The following is a 20,591-nucleotide window of genomic DNA, read 5'->3' as shown; positions in this document are numbered from 1 at the left end:
CGTTAAGGCTTTATTAGAATAGTGATGATATAATCCCATTTTTATTAAAACTACAGGATAAAATATGCACGGACTTTTTGAAGACGAAGACGATATATTTATGGGTTCACCAAAGAGCAAATTGATGGATATCGTATTTAATGCAAACAATGGCGTTGTCAGATATGAGCTTGAAAAATTTATCGACAGAGCGGCTGCTATGGAGATGATGATGCGTGAGAAATGCAGTGAAAAGTTTAGTGATGACGGCGATGAGATAGAAAAAGAGATTCGTTCTTATATACTTACTCGCAGAGATGATGTGGATCAGTTTGCAAAAAATCTATATATAGAGTTGATGGGTTCGATTTTATCACAGAGTGAATAATTGAAAAATTTTTTTGTTCTTCTTGCACTTTTAGCTTTTAGCGCAACTTTTGTATTTGCTTCCGGATTTAAAGAAAGCAGAGAAATTTTGCTAAAAAAAGATGAGCAAAAGGATATTTTTGTAAAATACGCTGATAAAAAAAAGCTTTTTACTTTGAGATGGACGCTCTATAAGGATGGCGCTCTTGTTATTTTCCGCTCCTATGACAAGGTAGTAGCGCAAAATGTGCTCTCTTTGAAGCATGAAAATCAAAGTTTTCGACTAGAGCTTATGCCAAAAGGGAGCAAGTATTCTCAAATGGCGTATCTGCTTGTAAAGTTTAAAGAGTTCAAAGAGGAGTCCAAAGAGGCGCTTTTTGAGCTTTTTCTTTTTGATAAAGGCAAGCTTGTAGAGTTGGAAGAATTAAAAAATGGATAAAAAAGACGATGCAAAGAGTTGAGAGAGAGATAGCAAGACTGATAGAAGAGATAGGTTACGGTGAAGTAACACGTCTTTTTGAGATGCTTCAAGGCGGAAAAAGGCTAAGAGCAAAACTTATTTTAAAGATAGCCTCTTCCTCCCAGACGGCTCCGCTTCTTGGTGCAATTGTTGAGCTTATCCATGCGGCAAGCCTGCTTCATGATGATGTTATCGATGAGGCGACGCTCAGACGAGGCACACCTTCTGTCAATGCAACCGATGGCAGTAAAACAGCGGTTATGCTTGGCGACATCCTCTACTCAAAGGCTTTCAGCGAGCTTGTTTTATTTGATAGAGAGATTGCAAAAGCGGTCTCATCTTCAGTTACGGCTTTAAGCAAAGGCGAGATGATGGATGTTAAGATGTCGCAAACTTTTAATGACGATGCGCAGATATACCTTGATATGCTCTATCTTAAAACCGCTACTCTCATTGAAGCTGCCGCTTATGGGGCTGCTCTTTTGGCGGGCAAAGATGCACAAAATCACGCCCTGTACGGAAAAAATTTGGGGCTTTCGTTTCAAATCATAGATGATATTTTAGACATTACCGCAGATGAGGCAACGCTTGGCAAACCTGCTATGAATGATTTTGTCGAGGGCAAATGTACACTCCCGTATATCTACCTTTATCACGCCCTAAATGCGCCGGAACAAGAGAGACTCCGCGCACTTCATGCAAAAGTTTTAGACAAAGAAGAGGCTCTTTGGATAAAAAAGAAAATGCAAGAGCATAAAAGCATAGAAAAATCTTTTGCTTTAGCGCAAAAGCTATCAGATGAAGCGATGCAAGTCGTTAAAGAGGATGCGGGATTGATAGAGATTTTAGAAACCATGATAAAAAGAAGTTACTGATGCACTATTTAAACATAAGTTTTTCACACAAAAATTCGACACTTGAAGTAAGAGAGAAGCTCTCTTATAAAGATGATAACGCAACAAAAGGGTGTTTGACAAAGCTAAATGCGGGTGAAGCCATTAACGAATCCATCCTTATCTCTACATGTAACCGTATGGAAGTTTTTTGCAGCTGCAACGATATAGCAGGCGCAACACAGCATATTTTTGAGATGTTGGCGGCAAGGTCAGGGGTTTCTATTGAGGAGCTTGAGGGGAGAGCTGATATTTTTGATGACAGCAGCGCGATTCACCATCTCTTTAGCGTTGCATCATCGCTTGACTCTATGGTTGTGGGTGAAACGCAAATTGCAGGGCAACTTAGAGATGCATTTCGTTTTTCTTATGACAATGGATTTTGTGGACAAAAACTAGCTCGCGCTATGCACCACGCTTTTAAATGCGCCGCAAAAGTAAGAAACGCAACAGATATCTCCTCAAAACCGGTCTCCATAGCAAGTGTTGCGGTCGCAAAACTCAAATCTGTTTTAGAGAGTGTTGAAGGCAAAAAAGCTCTTGTTATAGGTGTCGGCGAGATGTCGGAGATAACGGCAAAACATCTTCTCTCAAGCGGAGCGGATGTTTACATTATGAACAGAACAAGAGAAAATGCCCAAAAACTCGCATATGACTGCGGTGCCAAAGTGCTGGATTATAGTGAACTCGCAAATGCCATCAATGAGTTTGAGATTCTCTTTACCGCAACCTCCGCTCCGGAGCCTATCATCACGGATGAGATTATCAAATCATGTGATTTTGAGAGATACTGGTTCGATTTGGCGCTTCCGCGAGATATCAACTACCACAAGGGCGATAAAATAAACCTCTATGTGATAGATGACTTAAAGAGTATCGTAGATGAAAATATCGGCTTAAGAGAAGAGAGTGCAAGAAAAGCACACGGGATTATCGGCAGAAGCACGGTTGAGTTTTTTGAGTGGCTCAACACACTCAATGTTGAGCCGATGATAAAAGAGATTTATCAAAAAGCTTTTGAAGCTGCACACATCGAGAGCGAGCGTGTTATCAAAAAAGGGTATATTCCAAGAGAGTATGAAACACAAGCAAAAAAGATGGCGGAACAGGCGATGAAACGCTTCTTGCACCAGATGAGTGCAAAGATGCGCAGTGTCTCTGAAGAGTCAAAAGCTGACATGGTGACAAGTGCCGTGCAGTTTTTGATACAGAAAGATAAAAACGATATGCCTGATAAATATAAGTGTGAGCATGCATTAAACATCATAGAAGGAAAAACAAATTGAGAAGAAGTAGAGCTTTTATTCCAACAGCAAAAGAGGCACCATCGGATGCAACACTGCCAAGCCATAAGTTTTTGGTAAGGGGTGGTTTTATCAACCAACAGGGTGCCGGACTTTACAACTTTATGCCGCTTGGCAAAATTGTTTTGGAGAAAATCAGAGCTATTGTCAAAGAGGAGCTAGATAACGCTCTCTGCCAAGAGGTGCAGCTTAGTTTTGTAACGCCAATTGGTTTATGGGAGAGAAGCGGTCGTTCCGAGGCGATGGGCAAAGAGATGCTCCGTATCCGTGACAGACATGAAAACGAGTTTGTACTTAGTCCGACAAATGAAGAGGCTATGGTAGAGCTTGTAAAAAACAGAGTGACCAGCTACAAAGATTTGCCGCTTAACCTATACCAGATAAATACAAAATTTCGTGATGAAGCAAGACCGAGATACGGATTGATGCGAGGTCGTGAATTTTTGATGAAAGACGGCTACTCTTTCCACTCTAGCGTAGAAGATATGGTGCGAGAGTTTAACCTTATGGAAGAGACGTATAAAAAGATTTTCACAAGACTTGGACTTGACTTTAGAGTAGTTGCGGCAGACAGCGGAGCAATCGGCGGCGAGGGAAGCAAAGAGTTCCATGTTTTGGCAAACAGCGGCGAAGATACGCTTGTTGTGTGCGAGGCATGCGAGTATGGAGCAAATATCGAGACTATCTATGAGAGCGAAGAGGAGATTGATGCGTTAAAAGCAAAATCTTACGATGAACTTCAAGAGTTGAAAATTGATAAAAAATGCTCCTGCGGCGGGGCACTTCATTTTAAAAAAGGGATTGAAGTCGGGCATATTTTCCAGTTGGGTACAAAATACTCTGCACCGCTTGAAGCATACTTCAATGATGAAAACGGAAGAACAAAACCTTTTGAGATGGCGACATTCGGTATAGGCGTGAGCAGACTTGTAGCAGCGGTTATTGAGCAAAATCATGACGAAGATGGGTGTATCTGGACAAAAGCAACTGCTCCTTATGTGGTAAATATAATGGTTTCAAACATCAAAGATACTGCACAAATGAGTTTGGGCGAAGAGCTTTACAAGAGACTTGAAAACTCTGGCATTGATGTTATGCTGGATGATTCCAAAGAGCGTTTTGGCTTTAAGATGAAAGATGCGGAGCTTATAGGATTTCCATACACAATCATTATTGGAAAAGAGCTTGAAAACGGCATGGTGCAGGTTTACGAGAGACGCACAAAAGAGACACTCTCTGTTGATGCCAAAACCGTTTACGCCAAGATTATGGAGCTTCTCTCTTAATGCTCTACTTTTTGATTTATCTCTTTTTTGAAGTGCTTATCTCTGTCAATATCGCCTCGGCTATCGGGGGGTTGGCAACTTTCTTTGAGATAATTTTAAGTGCCTTTTTGGGTCTTGCCATACTTGCAAATTTTCGTGCAACTTTAAGAGAAAACCTTATGGCGGTTTCTTACAGCACTATAAATCTAAATGAGTTTCAAAGGCTCAATCTTTTTACGATTATCGGTGCTATTTTACTTATTATCCCAGGTTTTTTGACGGATATTATAGGTATTTTACTCCAGTTTAGCGTATTTACAACTATGCTTGTTAATCGTTACGATGTAAAATCAAAGTATAAAAAATATAACAAAGAAAAGGATATTGATGTCATTGATGTTGAAATTATTAGCGACAATTCTCATACTAAGTAGTTTTTTGCGGGCAGATGCTTCGAGTGAGGAAGTTGAGCAGTTTTTAAAGAAAATGTTTGCCGGAAACCAAAATCTAAAATCACTTAAACTAAAAGTTACGAATGTAACCGATGTAAAAGGGCATGACGATTGGAAGGCGTACTATGTCGAATTTGACGCAATTTTAAAAAAAGACGGACGACAAGTTGTCCAAAAAATGGTCTGGTTCTCCAATGGAGAGGTTATCGCAAAAGAGATTTTTGACATAGAACAAGCAAAAGATATGAATGAAATGGTCTCTTTGCCGATGAAACCTGAACATTACAAAAAAGAGAATCTTATCTATGGAAATGAAAACGCAAAGTATAAGATAGCAATTTTTTCAGACCCTCTCTGTCCGTTTTGCAGAACTTTTGTTCCTGAAGCATTGGAATATATGAAAAAAGAGCCAAATAAATTTGCTATCTACTACTACCATTTTCCGCTTGAATCAATTCATCCGGCCGCAGTTGAGCTTGTAAAGGCTGCTATTGCGCTTGAGTTAAAAGGTGCAAAAGATGTCGTGCTCAACCTTTATAAAGTCAACATAGACCCAAGAGAGAAATCAAACGAAAAGATATTGGCAGAGTTCAACAAAGTAATGAATTCTAATATCCAGTCATTTGATCTTATATCAAAAGAGGTCTCACAACATCTACAGAGTGATTTGAAAATAGCAGATTCGCTTATGGTTAACGGAACTCCAACGATGTTTTTTAACGGTGTGATAGATAGAACAAAAATGAAATACAAAGAGGCAAAATAGATGCAAAAACTCATAATAGCAACGAGAACATCAGACCTTGCTCTTTGGCAGGCATACCACATAAAAGGGAGGATAGAAGCCTCTTATCCGGAGATTACGGTAGAACTCAACAAAATCGTAAGTAACGGTGATAAGGTTTTGGACAAACCTTTAGCTCTTATCGGGGGAAAGGGTCACTTTACAAAAGAGCTTGAGGATGAGATGTTGGCGGGCAATGCCGATTTGGCGGTACATAGTTTAAAAGATGTTCCTACATATATTCCTGAGGGTTTGGAACTAGTTGCCGTTACACAGAGACAAGACCAAAGCGATGTTTTTTTATCGCACAAATATAGTTCTTTAGAGGAGTTGCCGGAGGGTGCCGTGGTGGGAACTACAAGCCTAAGAAGAAGAATGCAGCTGCTGGCACGCCGCCCTGATTTGAGAGTAAAAGATTTAAGAGGCAATGTAAATACCAGACTTAGAAAATTGCAAGAGGGACAGTATGATGCGATTATCTTGGCATACATAGGTCTTTTTAGATTGGATTTGCTAAAAAATATCCCATATACCCAAAAATTATCGCTTGATATGATGATACCTCCGATGGGACAAGCCGCTCTTGGAATAGAGATAGTCTGCAAAAATGAAAAAGTACGGGAGATTGCATTAAGTCTAAAGGATGAAGAGACATTTTTATGTACTCAAATAGAGAGAGATTTTATATCTAAAATCGGAGCCGGATGTTCTGCCCCGGTTGCTTGTAATGCCGTTATAGATGGCGGTGTGGTTACTTTTAGGGCAATGATAGGATTTCCGGATGGGACAAATATCATGCAAGAAAAAATAGTTAGAAATCTTGAGCAGAGCCAAACTTTAGGGTTTGAAATGGCAGAACTTATGATAAACAACGGCGCTTTAGAGTTGTTAAAAGGAGCCGAGAAGATAGCATTTAAATATGAGATGCCACAAAGATTATAAAAATTTTGTCAAATAAAATCAAAGAACGATTATGAAAAGAACTATAGAACTTTTAAAAAAAAATGATGAGCTAAGAGTAATTGAGCAAGAGCTTGATATCTACCTTGAAATTCCACATTTAGCTTATGCTGAGGTAAAGAAAAAAGATGGCGGCAAAGCACTTCTTTTTAAAAATGTCGTTGACAAAAAAAGCGGCAAGAAGTTTGAAGAAAATGTTTTGATGAATGTTTTTGGGTCGTACAGACGCTGTGAACTCCTTTTTGGAAGAACTATAGAGTCTGTTGCCGATGAGATTACCAAACTGCTTCATATGAAGATGCCTCAAGGGTTTTTTAACAAACTCTCAATGGCAGGCGAGCTTTTTTCACTTAAAAATATCTTTCCTAAACGTACCACAATGAAGGCACAATGCCAGCAGATAAGATATCTTGATGATGCAGTCGATCTTTACAAACTTCCTGTTCTTACAACATGGGAGCAAGACGGCGGTCCGTTTATCACGATGGGGCAGACTTACACCCAAAGTCTTGATGGCGAAATGGTAAATCTTGGGATGTACAGACTCCAAATTTACGATAAAAATCATCTGGGACTTCACTGGCAGATTCATAAAGACTCTTCACACTTTTTTGACCAGTACCAAAAAGCCGGCAAAAAAATGCCAGTAACCATTGCTATCGGCGGAGACCCGCTCTACACTTGGTGTGCAACAGCACCGCTTCCTTACGGTGTCAATGAGCTTTTGATGTATGGACTTATAAAAAAAGAGCCTGCTAAACTTGTCAAATCCCTTACAAATCCGCTCTATATTCCGCATGATGTCGATTATGTCATTGAGGGGTGGGTGGACACGGCAGAGATGCGCATAGAAGGACCTTTTGGAGACCATACGGGTTACTATACGCTGGAAGAACCTTATCCGGTGCTTGAAGTAAGCGCCATCACTATGAAAAAGGAGCGCACTTACCTAGCGACGGTTGTAGGAAAGCCGCCGCTTGAAGATAAATATATGGGCTGGGCAACAGGAAAGATATTTTTTCCGCTTCTAAAAACAACCGCACCGGATTTGCTTGATTATCATATGCCTGAGAATTGCGGATTTCATAATCTCATCTTAGCCAAGATGCAGCCGCTTTACAAAGGACATGCAAAGCAGTTTATGCACGCTTTTTGGGGTGCGGGACAGATGAGTTTTGTCAAACATGCGATTTTTCTTGATGAAAAAGCTCCGAAATTAGAGAGTTATGAAGCAGTGAGTGCTTATATCCTAGATAGATTTACGCCAAAGTCGCTCTATATTACAGAGGGGATTTTGGATGCACTTGACCATTCATCGCCTGAATCTCTTGTAGGCGGCAAGCTGGGTATCGATGCAACGGCAGCAAACAAGGTGGAGCCGCCTCTGCTTTTAGGGGATGAGGAACTGCTTCAAAAAGTTCAAGAATTATTACCAGAAGCAGTGGGTCTGCACCAATTTATGAGAAGAACAAGCAACCCTATTACCGTGATTGCACTGCATAAAAACAAAAATACAAAAAACTACTTTGATGCACTTCTTCCTTTAAGCATGCATCTGAGGATTGTTGTTTTTGTTGATGCCGCCAAAAATGATATTTATAATGACTATATGCTTTTATGGAGAGTAACAAACAATATGGATGCAATAAGAGATATTTTTATCTCCGGTTTGATGGTTGGAGTTGACGGAACGACCAAAAACAAAATAGACGGTTTTGAACGCAGATGGCCTGATGACGTTGATTGTACACCAAGTGTTGTGGAGTTGCTTAAGAGCAAAGGCGTGTGGGATTTAAGTGAAAACTTGTATAAAAAGTTTCAATTAACATGATTTAATATCATTTTGAAAGATTCTAAGGTTCGTATAATAAAGTGTAATGTAACATAAGCGATTATTATAAGGGTTGAGCGTATGAATAAACTTTTGATTTTTGTTGTGTCTCTTTCTGTTTTTACTTTGTGTTCGCTTGATGCAGCCGCTTATAAAGGGCAGAGTGTATATGCTAAAAAATGTGTCAAGTGCCATAAAGGCGGACAGTCGTTTGTTTCTTCCAAGAAAGCGATGGAGTGGAACGCTATTATGAAAAACGAAGGCGAGAAACTTGCAAATTTGCATTTAAAAAGTCAAAATCCGGATGCAAAACCTTCTCATGAGTATTTTGAGAGTGGAAATTTTACAAAAACTGCAAATCATCTAAAAGATTTTCTTATGGAGTATGCAGGTGATAGCGGAAATGTTCCCGCTTGTAACTAACGCTTTTTTATCTCTACAAGATAGAAAAATTCTATCTTCGCTCTTTATTTTGTCAAAAGTTAGCTAAAATACGAAACTTTTTCATATTGGAGAACTTATGGATAAAATGTGGTCAGGTCGCTTTAGTGCGAGTGCTTCTTCCCTCTTAGATCAATTCAATGCCTCGATAATGTTTGACAGAAAGCTTTACAAAGAGGATATTGAAGGCTCTTTGGCGCATGCAAAGATGCTTGCAAAACAGGATATTTTGACCTCTGATGAACTTGCTCAGATTGAAATGGGTCTCTTGCGGGTAAAAGAGGAGATAGAATCGGGTCTCTTTGAGTGGAAGATATCTGATGAAGATGTTCATATGGCTATAGAGAAGCGATTAACGGCACTCATCGGCGATGCCGGCAAAAAAGTGCATACCGCAAGAAGCAGAAACGATCAGGTAGCGGTTGATTTTCGCCGTTATGTGCTTCGTAAAAACTTAGAGATTGTTGATGGATTGAAACTTTTGATGCGTGAGATTTATGAAATCGCTTCAAAACACACAACGACGATTCTCCCTGGGATGACACATTTGCAACATGCACAGCCTATCAACTTCGCATTTCATCTAAGCGCCTATCTCTCTATGTTTAAACGAGATATTGAGAGATTTGAGAGTTCTCATGCGAGAAACAACATCTCTCCGCTTGGATGTGCCGCACTCGCAGGAACACCGCATAAGATAGACAGAGATATGACGGCTCAACTTTTAGGTTTTGGGAGTGCGAGTGTAAATTGCCTTGACACTGTAAGCGACAGAGACTTTGCGCTTGAGATATTGTTTAATATCTCAACTATGATGATGCACATCTCCCGTTTAAGCGAAGAGCTTGTTATGTGGTCTAGCTATGAGTTTAGGTTTATCGAACTGAGTGATGAGTACTCTACCGGTTCTTCCATCATGCCGCAAAAGAAAAATCCGGATGTTCCGGAACTTTTACGCGGTAAAACAGGAAGAGTTTATGGCTCTTTAATGGGGCTTTTAACGGTAATGAAAGGGCTTCCGCTTGCTTATAACAAGGATACGCAAGAGGATAAAGAGGGTGTTTTTGATGCGGTAGAGACTGCCCAAATTTCACTAGAAATCCTCAAAGAAGCAATTAAGACTATGCAAGTAAAACCGCACTATATGAAAAATGCTTCTAAAATCGGACATTTAAGTGCAACAGACTTGGCGGATTATCTGGTTCAAAAATGTGATATCCCTTTTAGAGAAGCACACTTTATTACAGGAAAAGCAGTAGCAAAAAGTGAAGAGTTAGGTATTGACTTGAGCGATATTGAGTTAAAGTATCTTCAAGAGATAGATGGACGTATCAATGCAGACGTGTTAGAATATTTGACGATTGAAAACTCTATGAACGCCAGAACATCTGCCGGCGGAACTTCAACACAAAGAACTGAAGAACAGTTGGCATATTTTAAAAATTTTTTGGAGCGCTAAAGTATGAAAGTAACCGTATCGCATTTAAACGAGATGAGATTTGAGGCTAAAACAGAAAAGAGCAGTTTTATTATTGATTGTCCGCAGATAACGCCTATCGAGTATTTTTTATCAGGCATCATCTCATGCAGTGCAACAGATATTGTTTTGCTTCCAAAAAATCAGGGTAAAACCGTATCTAACCTCGTTATAGAGGGCGATGCCCTGCGTAATGAAGATTTTCCAAAAAAGTTCAATACGCTTCATTTGGAGTATAGTTTTGATTCTAACGGCGATGATGTAATGGCTGCTAGATGGGTTATGGCTTCGCTTGAGACCTACTGCTCAACCATCAACACCATAAGAGACAGTGTTTTCATTTCCTACTCTATCACCCATAATGGTGTAAAAATCAGAGAAAACGAGAAGATGATTTCAGGCGGCGGAAGTAAGATAGACTTAGGCGAGATAGAGAGCTGCCCGTCATAGCGGGAGCTGCTATATCATCTCTTTTGGATGCGCATCGCTTAGGTGCGACCATGCAAGCTTTGCTCCGCCTAAGACGTGAAAGTGAAGATGTTTAACCTCTTGACCTCCGTCTTCTCCTATATTTGTTATCACTCTATACCCATTTTTATCAAGACTTAACTCTTTTGCCACCTTTTGTATAAAAGGAGTAATTCCGCTCATAATTTCTCCGGAGACTTCATGAAAACTCTCTACATGTACTTTTGGAATAACCAAAATATGAACCGGGGCCTTTGGATTTATATCATGAAATGCTAAAAAATCCTCATTTTCCAGAATAATATTTGAAGGTATCTCACGCTTAACAATTTTACAAAATATACACATTTTACAAACCTCTTTTTATTTTATTGTAACATACAAATTGACAAATGAAGCTATATATAAATTATTTTTGACTATAATCGCATAAAATTTAAGAGGGGTTTCCCTCAGCGTGGGTGAGTATATTGAAACAGTGGTATGATGCGATTCAAGAAGCGCGTAGTGTTGAAAAAATCGAAGAGATTCGTATATCTGTGTTTGGAAAGAAAGGTGTTTTGGCGGCAGAATTTGCTAGAATGAAAGAAGCACCGGATGAAGAGAAAGCAAAAATTGCGCAGGAACTAAATATTCATAAAAATGCACTTATGAATGAGCTTGCCGCACGAAAAATAGTGCTTCAAACATTAGAACTTCAAGAGAAGATGAGAGCAGAGGCTATAGATGTAACGATGTTTGGTGCATCTTCACAAGCCGGTGCGCTTCATCCGGTTATGCAGACTATGGATAGAATAGTAGAGTATTTTTCTTCTATGAATTTTGCCGTTAAAACAGGAACAATGGTAGAGGATGATTTCAATAATTTTGAAGCTTTAAACCTTCCAAAATACCATCCTGCACGTGATATGCAAGATACTTTTTACTTCAAAGACGAGATGCTTCTTCGCACGCACACCTCTCCTGTTCAGATAAGAACAATGATGTCCTCAAAGCCGCCTATTCGCATGATAGCTCCGGGTGCTGTTTTTAGAAGAGATTATGATATCACTCATACTCCGATGTTTCATCAGGTTGAGGGACTTTTGGTCGATAAAGAAGGTAAGGTCTCTTTTGCGAATTTGAAGTTTATTTTAGAAGATTTTTTAAAGTACATGTTTGGTGATGTTCAAGTTCGTTTTCGCCCTAGTTTCTTCCCTTTTACAGAACCTTCTGCCGAAGTGGATATCTCTTGTGTTTTTTGTCACGGCGAGGGGTGCAGAGTATGTTCAAAGACCGGATGGCTTGAAGTTTTAGGTTGCGGAATCGTTGATCCAAATGTTTTTGCGGCGGTAAAATATGAAAATGTAAGCGGTTACGCATTTGGTCTGGGCGTCGAGAGATTTGCTATGCTGATTCATCAGATTGGAGACCTTCGTTCACTCTTTGAGGGAGATATTAAGTTGTTGGAGCAGTTTAGATGATAATTACAAGAAGTTGGTTAAATGAATGGATAGATTTAAGCACAATCTCTACCGACAAGTTGGCAAAAACTCTCAACTCTATAGGACTTGAGGTTGACAGCGTAACAACGTACAAAATTCCTCAGAAGATAGTTTTTGGAAGAGTTTTAGAGTGTGAAAAACATCCTGATGCAGATAAGCTTAATGTTTGTAAAGTTGACACCGGAGACGGCGTCAAGCAGATAGTTTGCGGTGCATCAAACGTTAGAGCCGGACTTGATGTGGTTGTTGCAACTATCGGTGCAGTTATGCCTGATGGTACGCTTATCAAGCCTGTAGTACTTCGCGGTGTAGCATCTGAGGGTATGATATGTTCTTCAAGAGAGATTGGTTTTGGTGATGTTCAAGACGGTATTCTTGAGCTTGATAGCAGTATCGGTCAATACAATATAGGTGAAGAACTCTCTACAAATCCAATCTTTAGTGATTCGGTTATTGAGATAGAATTGACTGCAAACCGTGGAGATTGTCTTAGTATAAGAGGTATAGCAAGAGATTTAAGCGCAGCTTTTGATAAGCCACTTCGCGAAATAGCTCCTCGCGAAGATGAAGAGAAAAGAGTTGGGATAGGGCGTGTTTTATCACTTTGGCATGAAAATAATTTAGATGTCGAGATTCGCTATAAAGCCGTTGATTTTAAAAACTTTGTACTGCCGCTTATCATGAAGATTAGACTTGCTCAAATTGAAGAGAAACAGGAGTCTTTTGTTGAGTCTCTTATGGTTTATGCAACGCACGGCAGCGGGGTAGTTTTAAGAGCGTATGAACATGCTTTCTTTTGTGCAGCAGGTGAGACGATGGCAAAAATATCTCTTAGCAAGGATGCAAATGGTTTTGCTTCTATCAAGGCAAAAGATAGAGTAGCTTCCATTGTCGGTGTGTCACAAGAAGCTGCTTCAAAAGCAGCTTTTAATGAAGGTCTTATGCTTATTGAAGCAACCTACATCCCACCGGAGATAATCTCTAAAAAGATGCAAGAGAACAAAATTCCATCGGAAGCCGCTTATTATAGAGCTTCAAGGGGTAGTGAGCCGGAGTTAAATCAGGGATTGGATTACTGTATAGGCATAATAGACTCCTATTCAGATTCTTCGGTTTATGGCGGAACTATCGAAATAGAAGAAGCCAATGACGATAAAATCATAAGCGTAAGCAAAAAAGAGATTGATGAAATTATCGGTGCAAATATAGACAAGGCAAAAATTACAAAAATATTTAAAAATCTCGGATTTGATACAACTAAGTCTTCTGCCGATAATTTTATTGTTGTAGTCCCAAGATACAGACATGATATAGTTAATAAACAAGACATAGTTGAAGAGATTGTTCGTCTGGTCGGGATTGATAACATTCCTTCCAAACCATTTACTTTTACGGAAGCAAACAGTTTTAATGACGACTATCGTAATTATAAAAAGAGAGAGAATTACAGACACAAAGCTGCATACAATGGTTTTTTTGAATCTGTTCATTTTGTTTTTGATGAAAAAAAGGTTTTACAAGAGTATGGATTTGAGACTGTTGATGAAACCAAAGAGTTGCTAAATCCTATAGTCAATACCCTCGACACGTTGAGAACAACGCTTTTAACAGGGCTTCTAAAGGCTACATCCAACAACAGCAAAAACGGTTATGCCTCTGTAAAACTGTTTGAAGTCGGCTCTGTTTTTGATGCACAGCGAAATGAATCTTTAAAAATGGCTCTTCTTTTATGCGGTGACAGAGAGGCTGAGAGTTTATCTAATGCAGGAAAGCCATCAAAAGTGGATTTTGCTTTTTTTGCGCAAAAACTCTCTAGTATTATTGGTTCATTTGAACTTCGTCAATTTACGACTAAACATGCACTTTCACACCCTTACCAATCTGCCGAAATCTTTATAGAGGGTGAGAGTGTGGGCGAAATGTTTCGTCTGCATCCAAATGTGGAAGAGAGTTTTGACTTGGATGTAACATATATGTGTGAACTTGATTTTGAAAAGTTGCCTTATGCACTTAAAACTGCAAAAACAACATCAAGATATCAAGCCTCATTCAGAGATTTGAGCGTGGTTATGCCAAAAAATATGCCTTATGCAAAAGTAAAAGATGTCATTAGCGCCTGTGCGGTTAAAGAGCTTGTACGCTTTTACCCTGTTGACAAGTATAGCGATGCAGCGTTGGGCGACAACATGAGTTTCTCTATCCGTTTCGTGCTTCAGTCAAATGATAAAACACTTGAAGAAGATGATATTACAAAAGCCATGGGTACTATTTTAAACGCTCTTGGCAGTGAGCTTGGGATAGGAATCAGATGAGCAGCATAAAAGTTACAAAAGCAGAGCCTTTTTCGCTTCGTATCTCTGAGATAGCACCTGATAAGTCTATCTCCCACAGATGTGCAATGTTTGCCATGTTGGCGGATGGAACAAGTGAGATAGAGAACTTTTTAAGAGCGGAAGATACGCTAAACTCTCTGCAAATCGTAAAAAATCTAGGTGCAACGGTGGAAGATGACGGAGTGGTTATCAAGATAAGTTCTGAGGGCATCAAAGAGAGCAGTGAAGTACTGGATTGTGGCAATTCAGGAACGGGAATGAGACTTTTTTGCGGACTTTTAAGTTCGGCAGAGGGGCATTTTGTTTTAACAGGGGATGAGTATCTTCGCCGCCGCCCTATGAAGCGTGTTACTGCTCCGCTTCGTGATATCGGTGCAAAGCTTGATGGCAGAAATAACGGTGACTTGGCACCGCTCAGCATCAGGGGGGCATCTCTTAGAGCATTTAATTATGAGAGTAAAATCGCTTCTGCACAAGTTAAGAGCGCAATGATTTTGGCAGCACTTAGAGCTGACGGAGAGTGCAGCTACAGCGAGCCTGAGCTTAGTCGTGACCATACAGAGAGAATGTTAAAGGGTATGGGCGCAGATATAGAGGTAGATGGTTTAACAACAAAAATAAAGCCGATGAAAAAACTTCTCTCGCCTCTAAAGATAAGAGTTCCATCCGATCCCTCAAGTGCATTCTTTTTTGCTGTTGCAGCTGCCATCACTCCTTCTTCAGATGTTGTTTTAGAAGGTGTTACGCTAAATCCGACACGTATTGAAGCATTTGAAGCACTCCGAAAAATGGGCGCAGATATAACTTATGAGACTACCGATAACAAGTATGAGCCTATCGGCAATATACATGTAAAGCATGCTCCACTTCATGCTATAACGGTTGAAGATAACATCTCTTGGCTTATCGATGAGCTTCCTGCTCTCTCCATCGCTTTTGCGTGTGCAGATGGTGTAAGTGTGGTTAAAAATGCAGAGGAGCTTAGGGTTAAAGAGAGTGATAGAATCTCAACTGTAGTAAGGGGTCTTAGAGCTTGCGGGATTGAAGTAGAAGAAGTTCATGACGGATATAGCGTTAAAGGTTCAAAGCTTCAAAGCGCCACTATAAATAGCTATGGAGATCACAGAATCGCTATGAGCTTTATGATAGCGGGTCTTAAATGTGGAGTGGAAGTAGAGGATGTTGCGTGCGTAAATACCTCTTTTCCAAACTTTTTTGAACTTTTACAAAAAATCACAAGTGTGGAGTTTGCGTAGATGAAGATAGAGCTGGCTGAGAGTTACGGTTTTTGTTTTGGTGTCAAACGAGCAATTAAAATAGCTGAAGAGAATAGAAACTCTGCAACATACGGTCCGCTTATTCACAACTCCAGAGAGATTGAACGCTTAGAGAAAGATTTTAATGTCGGTCTTACTGATAATCACAACAGTTTTGCAACAGGCGATAAAGCAGTCATTAGAACACACGGTATTCCAAAAAACGAGCTTGAAGAGCTGAGGGCAAAGAAGGTTGATGTTGTTGATGCAACGTGTCCTTATGTAACAAAACCGCAGCAGATTTGCCAAGATATGAGTGAGCAGGGATATGACATTATTATTTTTGGAGATGATGCCCATCCTGAGATAAAGGGTGTTAAAAGCTACGCAAAGTACGGTGCAACCGTCGTAACCTCTCCAAAAGATTTGGATAGATTAAAGCTCAAAGAGAGAATAGCACTTGTAGCACAAACAACCAGAAGTGTCGAGGATTATTTGGAAATTGCAAATTTTCTTATACCTAGGCACAAAGAGGTCAGAGTTTTTAATACTATCTGCAATGCAACCTTTGAAAACCAAGAAGCCGCACGAAAACTTGCCAAAAAAGCAGATGTTATGATTATTGTCGGCGGTAAAAACTCATCCAACACAAAAGAGCTTTTTAAAATTGCTTTAGATAATTGCAAAGAGAGCTATCATATAGAAGATGAAAAAGAGCTTGACTTTTCATGGTTTGATGGAAAGGAACTTTGCGGTATCAGTGCCGGTGCTTCCACTCCCGATTGGATTATTCAAAATGTTGTTAATGCAATCCAAAATAGTCGTTAAGGCTGTTTTGTAAATTTTCTTTTGCCCCCCTTTACTAGACTTCTTGCATAACCTCTGTTTGTGAACGATTCTGCAACGGAGGGGTCAAATCTAGCTTGCTAGATAAGGTACTCACCGTGAAGCCTTAGCGAACATACAGAGGTTATGTAAGAAGTCTATTCTTTTTTTTGACCCTCATTTTTTCAATAATTAATAAAAGTATTATTCATAATTGGATATACTCACGAAATTTTTATGTAACAGAGGATAGGTAATGGCGTTCGATAACGAATCATTTGAAGAAGAAGAAAATTTTGCAGAGATGTTTGCTGCAAGTGAAAAGCAGCAAGAAACAAGCCGCATTGTTGAGGGTGAAATTGTTGAAATCCAAGCGGATGAAAACAGAGCGTTAGTAGGTGTTGGAGATAAATTAGAAGGAATTCTTAGTTTAGATGAAATCAGCGAAAATGGCGCATTAAAGTTTAAAGTTGGTGATAAAATCAAAGTTATGGTAACAGGATACTACAATGAGCGTCCTAAGATATCATACAAAAAAGTTTTAGAGCAGCAAAAAACTATTGATTTCATCGACAAGTACAAAGACAACTTCGAAGATATCGTAATTGATGGTGTAATTACCAAGAAAAATCGTGGCGGTTACGTAGTAGAAGCTGATGATGTAACATTCTTTATGCCTAAATCGTTGGCGGCTTTCAAAGAGAGCGAAGATGTAGTTGGTCGCAAAATCAAAGCACAAGTTGTAAAAATTGATGAAGAGCAAAACTCTATTGTTGTCTCTCGTCGTAAACTTTTCAATGATGAGCGCAAAAAGAAAAAAGAAGTTATTGATAAGCTTATGGAAGATGGCAATATCATCGAAGGAACTATCAAGAAGATTACAAGCTACGGTATGTTTGTCGATGTTGGCGGTGTTGATGGTTTGGTACATTACAACGAGATAAGCTACAAAGGTCCGGTAAATCCTTCAAAACTCTACAAAGAGGGTGATAAGGTAATGGTAAAAGCCATCTCTTACGATAAAGACAAGAGACATCTTTCTCTCTCTATTAAAGCTGTTCAGTCTGACCCTTGGGCAGAAGTTGAGAGCGAATTGGATGAGGGCGATACTATCACCGTAACTGTTTCAAATATTGAAGCGTACGGTGTTTTTGTTGATTTAGGAAATGATATAGAAGGTTTCTTGCATATCTCTGAAATTTCATGGGATAAAAACGTTAAAAATCCAAACGATTACCTAAAAGTCGGTCAAGAGATTGATGTAGAAGTTATCGAAATTAACCCTAAAACACACAAACTCCGCGTTTCACTCAAGAGACTTTTAGCAAAGCCTTTTGATGAATTTATGAAAAATCATAAAGAGGGTGATGTTATCAAAGGAACTGTAACATCATTGACAGATTTCGGTGCTTTTGTTCGCATTGATGGCATTGAAGGTCTTTTGCACAATCAGGATGTCTCTTGGGATAAAAATGTTAAGTGTAAAGATGTTTTAAAAGCCGGAGATGAAGTAGAAGTTAAAATTGCAAAAATCAATCCTGAGGATCAAAAGATTTCTCTTAACAGAAAAGCGCTTTTAGAGAGTCCGATAGATACTTTTGCTAAAAAACACAAGCTTAATAGTGTTGTGACAGGAACCATCCGTGACATCAAAGATTTTGGTGTTTTTGTTTCACTTGAAGACGGTGTAGATGCGCTTGTTCGTGATGAAGATCTCGCACCGCTTCAAAAGAGCGATTTGGCAGTAGGTCAAAAGATTGAAGCGGCAATCGCAGTTATCGATACACGTCGTGACCGTATCCGTCTATCGGTAAAAAAGTTGGATTATATAAAAAATCAAGCAATGTTAGATGAAATTAACGATGACGAATCACACTCTTTAGGTGATTTGATTAAAGATAAATTCAAGAAATAGTGTGCGAAAAATTCTAAGATGGTTCACTCCTCTCATTGCAGTGGGGGTGGCTGTTTTTATCCTTTTTTTTCTAATTTCAATAAATTCAGACAAAGCATCAGTAGCACTAGCCCCATTAGAGCATAAAAGTGATGTCGTTGCAGAGAAGCCGCAACAAGTCTGGTTAAACCATTTTTCTAAAACAGAAAAATTAGGATATTTTTACCCCGTAAATGAAGTTTTAATTCAAGTTGATTTGAATGAGAAGATTGTTGAAATAAAGCCGACAATCTATAAGCTCTCCGCCGCTTTGATAGACCCTTATCAACTCTTTTGTTTAAAAGAGGAGTTGAAGCGTCATAACTTAAAGTATTATCTCAAAAAAGATAAAAACGGTACGGAGTTGCTTATCTACTCAAAAGAGAGAGAGAAGTTAGACTCTCTTGTAGAAGTGTTAAAAAAATATCAAATTTCAGCCACTGTTGGGCTGTATAAAGAGGACGTATAATGCAAAAATATACTATAGTTGTTTGTGATCATATACATGAAGCTGGCTTGGAAATGCTTCGCAATGATAATAGCATCAATTTTATCATGGCAGCTGATGAGGACAAAGAGAAACTTTTAGAGATTATTGAACAAGCGGATGTTGCTATTACAAGAAGCTCTACTGATGTGGATGAGAAGTTTATTGCACATGCAAAAAATATGAAAGCAATCGTTCGTGCCGGTGTAGGCGTGGATAATGTTGATATTCCCGGATGTTCTAAAGAGGGAATTATCGTCATGAATGTTCCGACAGCCAACACAATAGCAGCAGTTGAACTAACCATGGCACATATGCTCTCTTGTATGAGAATGTTCCCTTACTCTCACAATCACCTCAAGCATGAGAGAATTTGGAAGAGAGAGAAGTGGTACGGGTACGAGCTAAAAGGTAAAAAGCTTGGTGTTATCGGCTTTGGCAACATCGGAAGCCGTGTAGCAAAAAGAGCTCAGGCGTTTGAGATGGATATTGTTGCATACGACCCGTATATCAATCCTTCAAAAGTAACGGACTTAGATATGGTCTATACAAAGAACTTTGAAGATATTTTGGCGTGCGATATCATTACCATCCATACGCCAAAAAACAAAGAAACAACAAATATGATAGATAAAGCTGAAATTGCAAAGATGAAAGACGGTGTTGTTCTTATCAACTGTGCAAGAGGCGGTCTTTACAATGAAGAGGCTCTTTATGAGGGGCTGACAAACGGTAAGATTCGTTTTGCGGGTATCGATGTATTTATGAAAGAGCCGGCAACAAATCATCCGCTTTTGGACCTTGATAATGTTACTGTTTCACCTCACTTGGGTGCTAATACTTATGAGTCTCAGTATAACATCGGTGTTCAAGCAGCTGAAAATGCGATAGCTGCCGCAAAAGGCATCTCTTATACACACGCTATGAACCTTCCAATTGATGAGACAAAGATTCCGTCATTTGTAAAGCCATTTTTAGAGATGGGACAAAAAATCGGTTTCTTGGAATCTCAGCTTAACAAGTCTCAAATTGTTGCGATTAAAGTAAGCGGGCAGGGCGAGATAGCAAAATATGTTGATTCGCTTGCGACATTTGTTGCTGTTGGCGCAATGAGCCAGATAAGTGACGATACTATTAACTATGTTAACGCCGATTTTGTAGCAAAAGAGAAAGGTATAAAGGTGGAGCATGAAGCACTTCATGACTCTTCTGTCTATAAAAATCTTATCACTATAAAGCTTACAACTGCCGAGGGCGGAACAACAACTATCAGTGCAACGATTTTTGATGATAACATCTTTAGAATTGTCTCAATTGATGGATTTGACATCGAAGTGGCGCTTAAGGAGGATATGATTATCCTTAAAAATCAGGATGTTCCCGGTGTTATAGGCAATATCGGCACGACTTTAGCAAAATATAATGTTAACATTGCAGACTTCTCACTTGCTAGAAATGATAAAAAGCAAGCACTTGCAGTTATTTTGGTTGATAATATTATCAGCGATGAGACACTTGCAGAACTTCTTAAAATTGATGCTTGTTCAAGCGTCCAATACGCAAGATTATAAATTTATAAACTCTCTCTTGATG

20 protein-coding genes are annotated in these 20,591 nt (G+C 39.3%); 19 read left to right on the top strand and 1 reads right to left on the bottom strand.

Annotation, left to right across the window (positions count from 1 at the left end):
• Window positions 1–64: 64 nt before the first annotated feature.
• From PHY84_RS04350 to PHY84_RS04295, 12 genes are all read left to right on the top strand, one after another.
• Window positions 65–367, top strand: coding sequence for a DUF2018 family protein (locus PHY84_RS04350; protein ID WP_299858130.1), 303 nt, complete (start codon window positions 65–67; stop codon window positions 365–367).
• A complete protein-coding gene (locus PHY84_RS04345) occupies window positions 368–784 on the top strand; it encodes a hypothetical protein (RefSeq protein WP_299858129.1) in 417 nt (138 codons plus the stop codon).
• An 8-nt stretch (window positions 785–792) separates the two neighbouring features.
• Window positions 793–1,680 carry a polyprenyl synthetase family protein gene (locus PHY84_RS04340; RefSeq protein WP_299858128.1) on the top strand — a complete coding sequence of 296 codons (888 nt, stop codon included), beginning with the start codon at window positions 793–795 and terminating at the stop codon, window positions 1,678–1,680.
• Window positions 1,680–2,984: a glutamyl-tRNA reductase gene (hemA, locus tag PHY84_RS04335; RefSeq protein WP_299858127.1), complete on the top strand. Its 1,305-nt coding sequence runs from the start codon at window positions 1,680–1,682 to the stop codon at window positions 2,982–2,984. Before PHY84_RS04340 ends, hemA begins: the two co-directional genes overlap by 1 nt.
• Window positions 2,981–4,288 (top strand): proline--tRNA ligase, encoded by a 1,308-nt coding sequence (gene proS / locus PHY84_RS04330; protein ID WP_299858126.1) that lies wholly within the window; start codon window positions 2,981–2,983, stop codon window positions 4,286–4,288. The genes hemA and proS overlap by 4 nt, the downstream gene beginning before the upstream one ends.
• Entirely contained in the window at window positions 4,288–4,701 is a 414-nt protein-coding gene (locus PHY84_RS04325; RefSeq protein ID WP_299858124.1) for an FxsA family protein, read from the top strand. The genes proS and PHY84_RS04325 overlap by 1 nt, the downstream gene beginning before the upstream one ends.
• Window positions 4,655–5,485 carry a DsbA family protein gene (locus tag PHY84_RS04320; protein WP_299858121.1) on the top strand — a complete coding sequence of 277 codons (831 nt, stop codon included), beginning with the start codon at window positions 4,655–4,657 and terminating at the stop codon, window positions 5,483–5,485. The genes PHY84_RS04325 and PHY84_RS04320 overlap by 47 nt, the downstream gene beginning before the upstream one ends.
• Window positions 5,486–6,445, top strand: a complete 960-nt coding sequence (hemC, locus tag PHY84_RS04315) for a hydroxymethylbilane synthase (RefSeq protein ID WP_299858119.1) — start codon at window positions 5,486–5,488, stop codon at window positions 6,443–6,445. It begins immediately after the preceding gene.
• 31 nt (window positions 6,446–6,476) lie between these two features.
• Complete coding sequence (locus tag PHY84_RS04310) at window positions 6,477–8,294, top strand: menaquinone biosynthesis decarboxylase (protein WP_299858117.1); 1,818 nt, start codon at window positions 6,477–6,479, stop codon at window positions 8,292–8,294.
• A gap of 81 nt (window positions 8,295–8,375) precedes the next feature.
• Window positions 8,376–8,717 (top strand): cytochrome C, encoded by a 342-nt coding sequence (locus PHY84_RS04305; RefSeq protein ID WP_299858115.1) that lies wholly within the window; start codon window positions 8,376–8,378, stop codon window positions 8,715–8,717.
• Between the two features lie 97 nt (window positions 8,718–8,814).
• The gene (gene argH, locus PHY84_RS04300; RefSeq protein ID WP_299858113.1) at window positions 8,815–10,194 is read left to right on the top strand and encodes an argininosuccinate lyase; all 1,380 of its coding nucleotides are present in this window, start codon (window positions 8,815–8,817) and stop codon (window positions 10,192–10,194) included.
• 3 nt (window positions 10,195–10,197) lie between these two features.
• Window positions 10,198–10,662 (top strand): OsmC family protein, encoded by a 465-nt coding sequence (locus tag PHY84_RS04295; protein WP_299858111.1) that lies wholly within the window; start codon window positions 10,198–10,200, stop codon window positions 10,660–10,662.
• A gap of 9 nt (window positions 10,663–10,671) precedes the next feature.
• On the opposite strand, the gene PHY84_RS04290 is transcribed toward PHY84_RS04295, so the two are convergent.
• Window positions 10,672–11,028, bottom strand: coding sequence for a histidine triad nucleotide-binding protein (locus tag PHY84_RS04290; protein WP_299858109.1), 357 nt, complete (start codon window positions 11,026–11,028; stop codon window positions 10,672–10,674).
• A gap of 122 nt (window positions 11,029–11,150) precedes the next feature.
• On the opposite strand from PHY84_RS04290, the gene pheS reads away from it, so the two are divergent.
• From pheS to serA, 7 genes are all read left to right on the top strand, one after another.
• Complete coding sequence (pheS, locus tag PHY84_RS04285; protein WP_299858107.1) at window positions 11,151–12,143, top strand: phenylalanine--tRNA ligase subunit alpha; 993 nt, start codon at window positions 11,151–11,153, stop codon at window positions 12,141–12,143.
• Window positions 12,140–14,476 carry a phenylalanine--tRNA ligase subunit beta gene (pheT, locus tag PHY84_RS04280; RefSeq protein WP_299858106.1) on the top strand — a complete coding sequence of 779 codons (2,337 nt, stop codon included), beginning with the start codon at window positions 12,140–12,142 and terminating at the stop codon, window positions 14,474–14,476. The genes pheS and pheT overlap by 4 nt, the downstream gene beginning before the upstream one ends.
• The gene (gene aroA / locus PHY84_RS04275) at window positions 14,473–15,753 is read left to right on the top strand and encodes a 3-phosphoshikimate 1-carboxyvinyltransferase (protein ID WP_299858103.1); all 1,281 of its coding nucleotides are present in this window, start codon (window positions 14,473–14,475) and stop codon (window positions 15,751–15,753) included. The genes pheT and aroA overlap by 4 nt, the downstream gene beginning before the upstream one ends.
• A complete protein-coding gene (locus tag PHY84_RS04270) occupies window positions 15,754–16,581 on the top strand; it encodes a 4-hydroxy-3-methylbut-2-enyl diphosphate reductase (protein ID WP_299858101.1) in 828 nt (275 codons plus the stop codon). It begins immediately after the preceding gene.
• 253 nt (window positions 16,582–16,834) lie between these two features.
• Entirely contained in the window at window positions 16,835–18,493 is a 1,659-nt protein-coding gene (locus PHY84_RS04265; protein ID WP_299858099.1) for a 30S ribosomal protein S1, read from the top strand.
• A gap of 1 nt (window position 18,494) precedes the next feature.
• Window positions 18,495–18,980, top strand: a complete 486-nt coding sequence (locus PHY84_RS04260; protein ID WP_299858097.1) for a hypothetical protein — start codon at window positions 18,495–18,497, stop codon at window positions 18,978–18,980.
• Window positions 18,980–20,569: a phosphoglycerate dehydrogenase gene (gene serA / locus PHY84_RS04255; RefSeq protein WP_299858095.1), complete on the top strand. Its 1,590-nt coding sequence runs from the start codon at window positions 18,980–18,982 to the stop codon at window positions 20,567–20,569. The genes PHY84_RS04260 and serA overlap by 1 nt, the downstream gene beginning before the upstream one ends.
• The last annotated feature ends 22 nt before the right edge of the window (window positions 20,570–20,591 follow it).

Source organism: Sulfurimonas sp. (assembly GCF_028694605.1).
In the GTDB taxonomy this organism is placed as follows: domain Bacteria; phylum Campylobacterota; class Campylobacteria; order Campylobacterales; family Sulfurimonadaceae; genus Sulfurimonas.
Note: the sequence above shows the minus strand (reverse complement) of the source record. Positions and strands in the feature narration are given on the sequence as shown.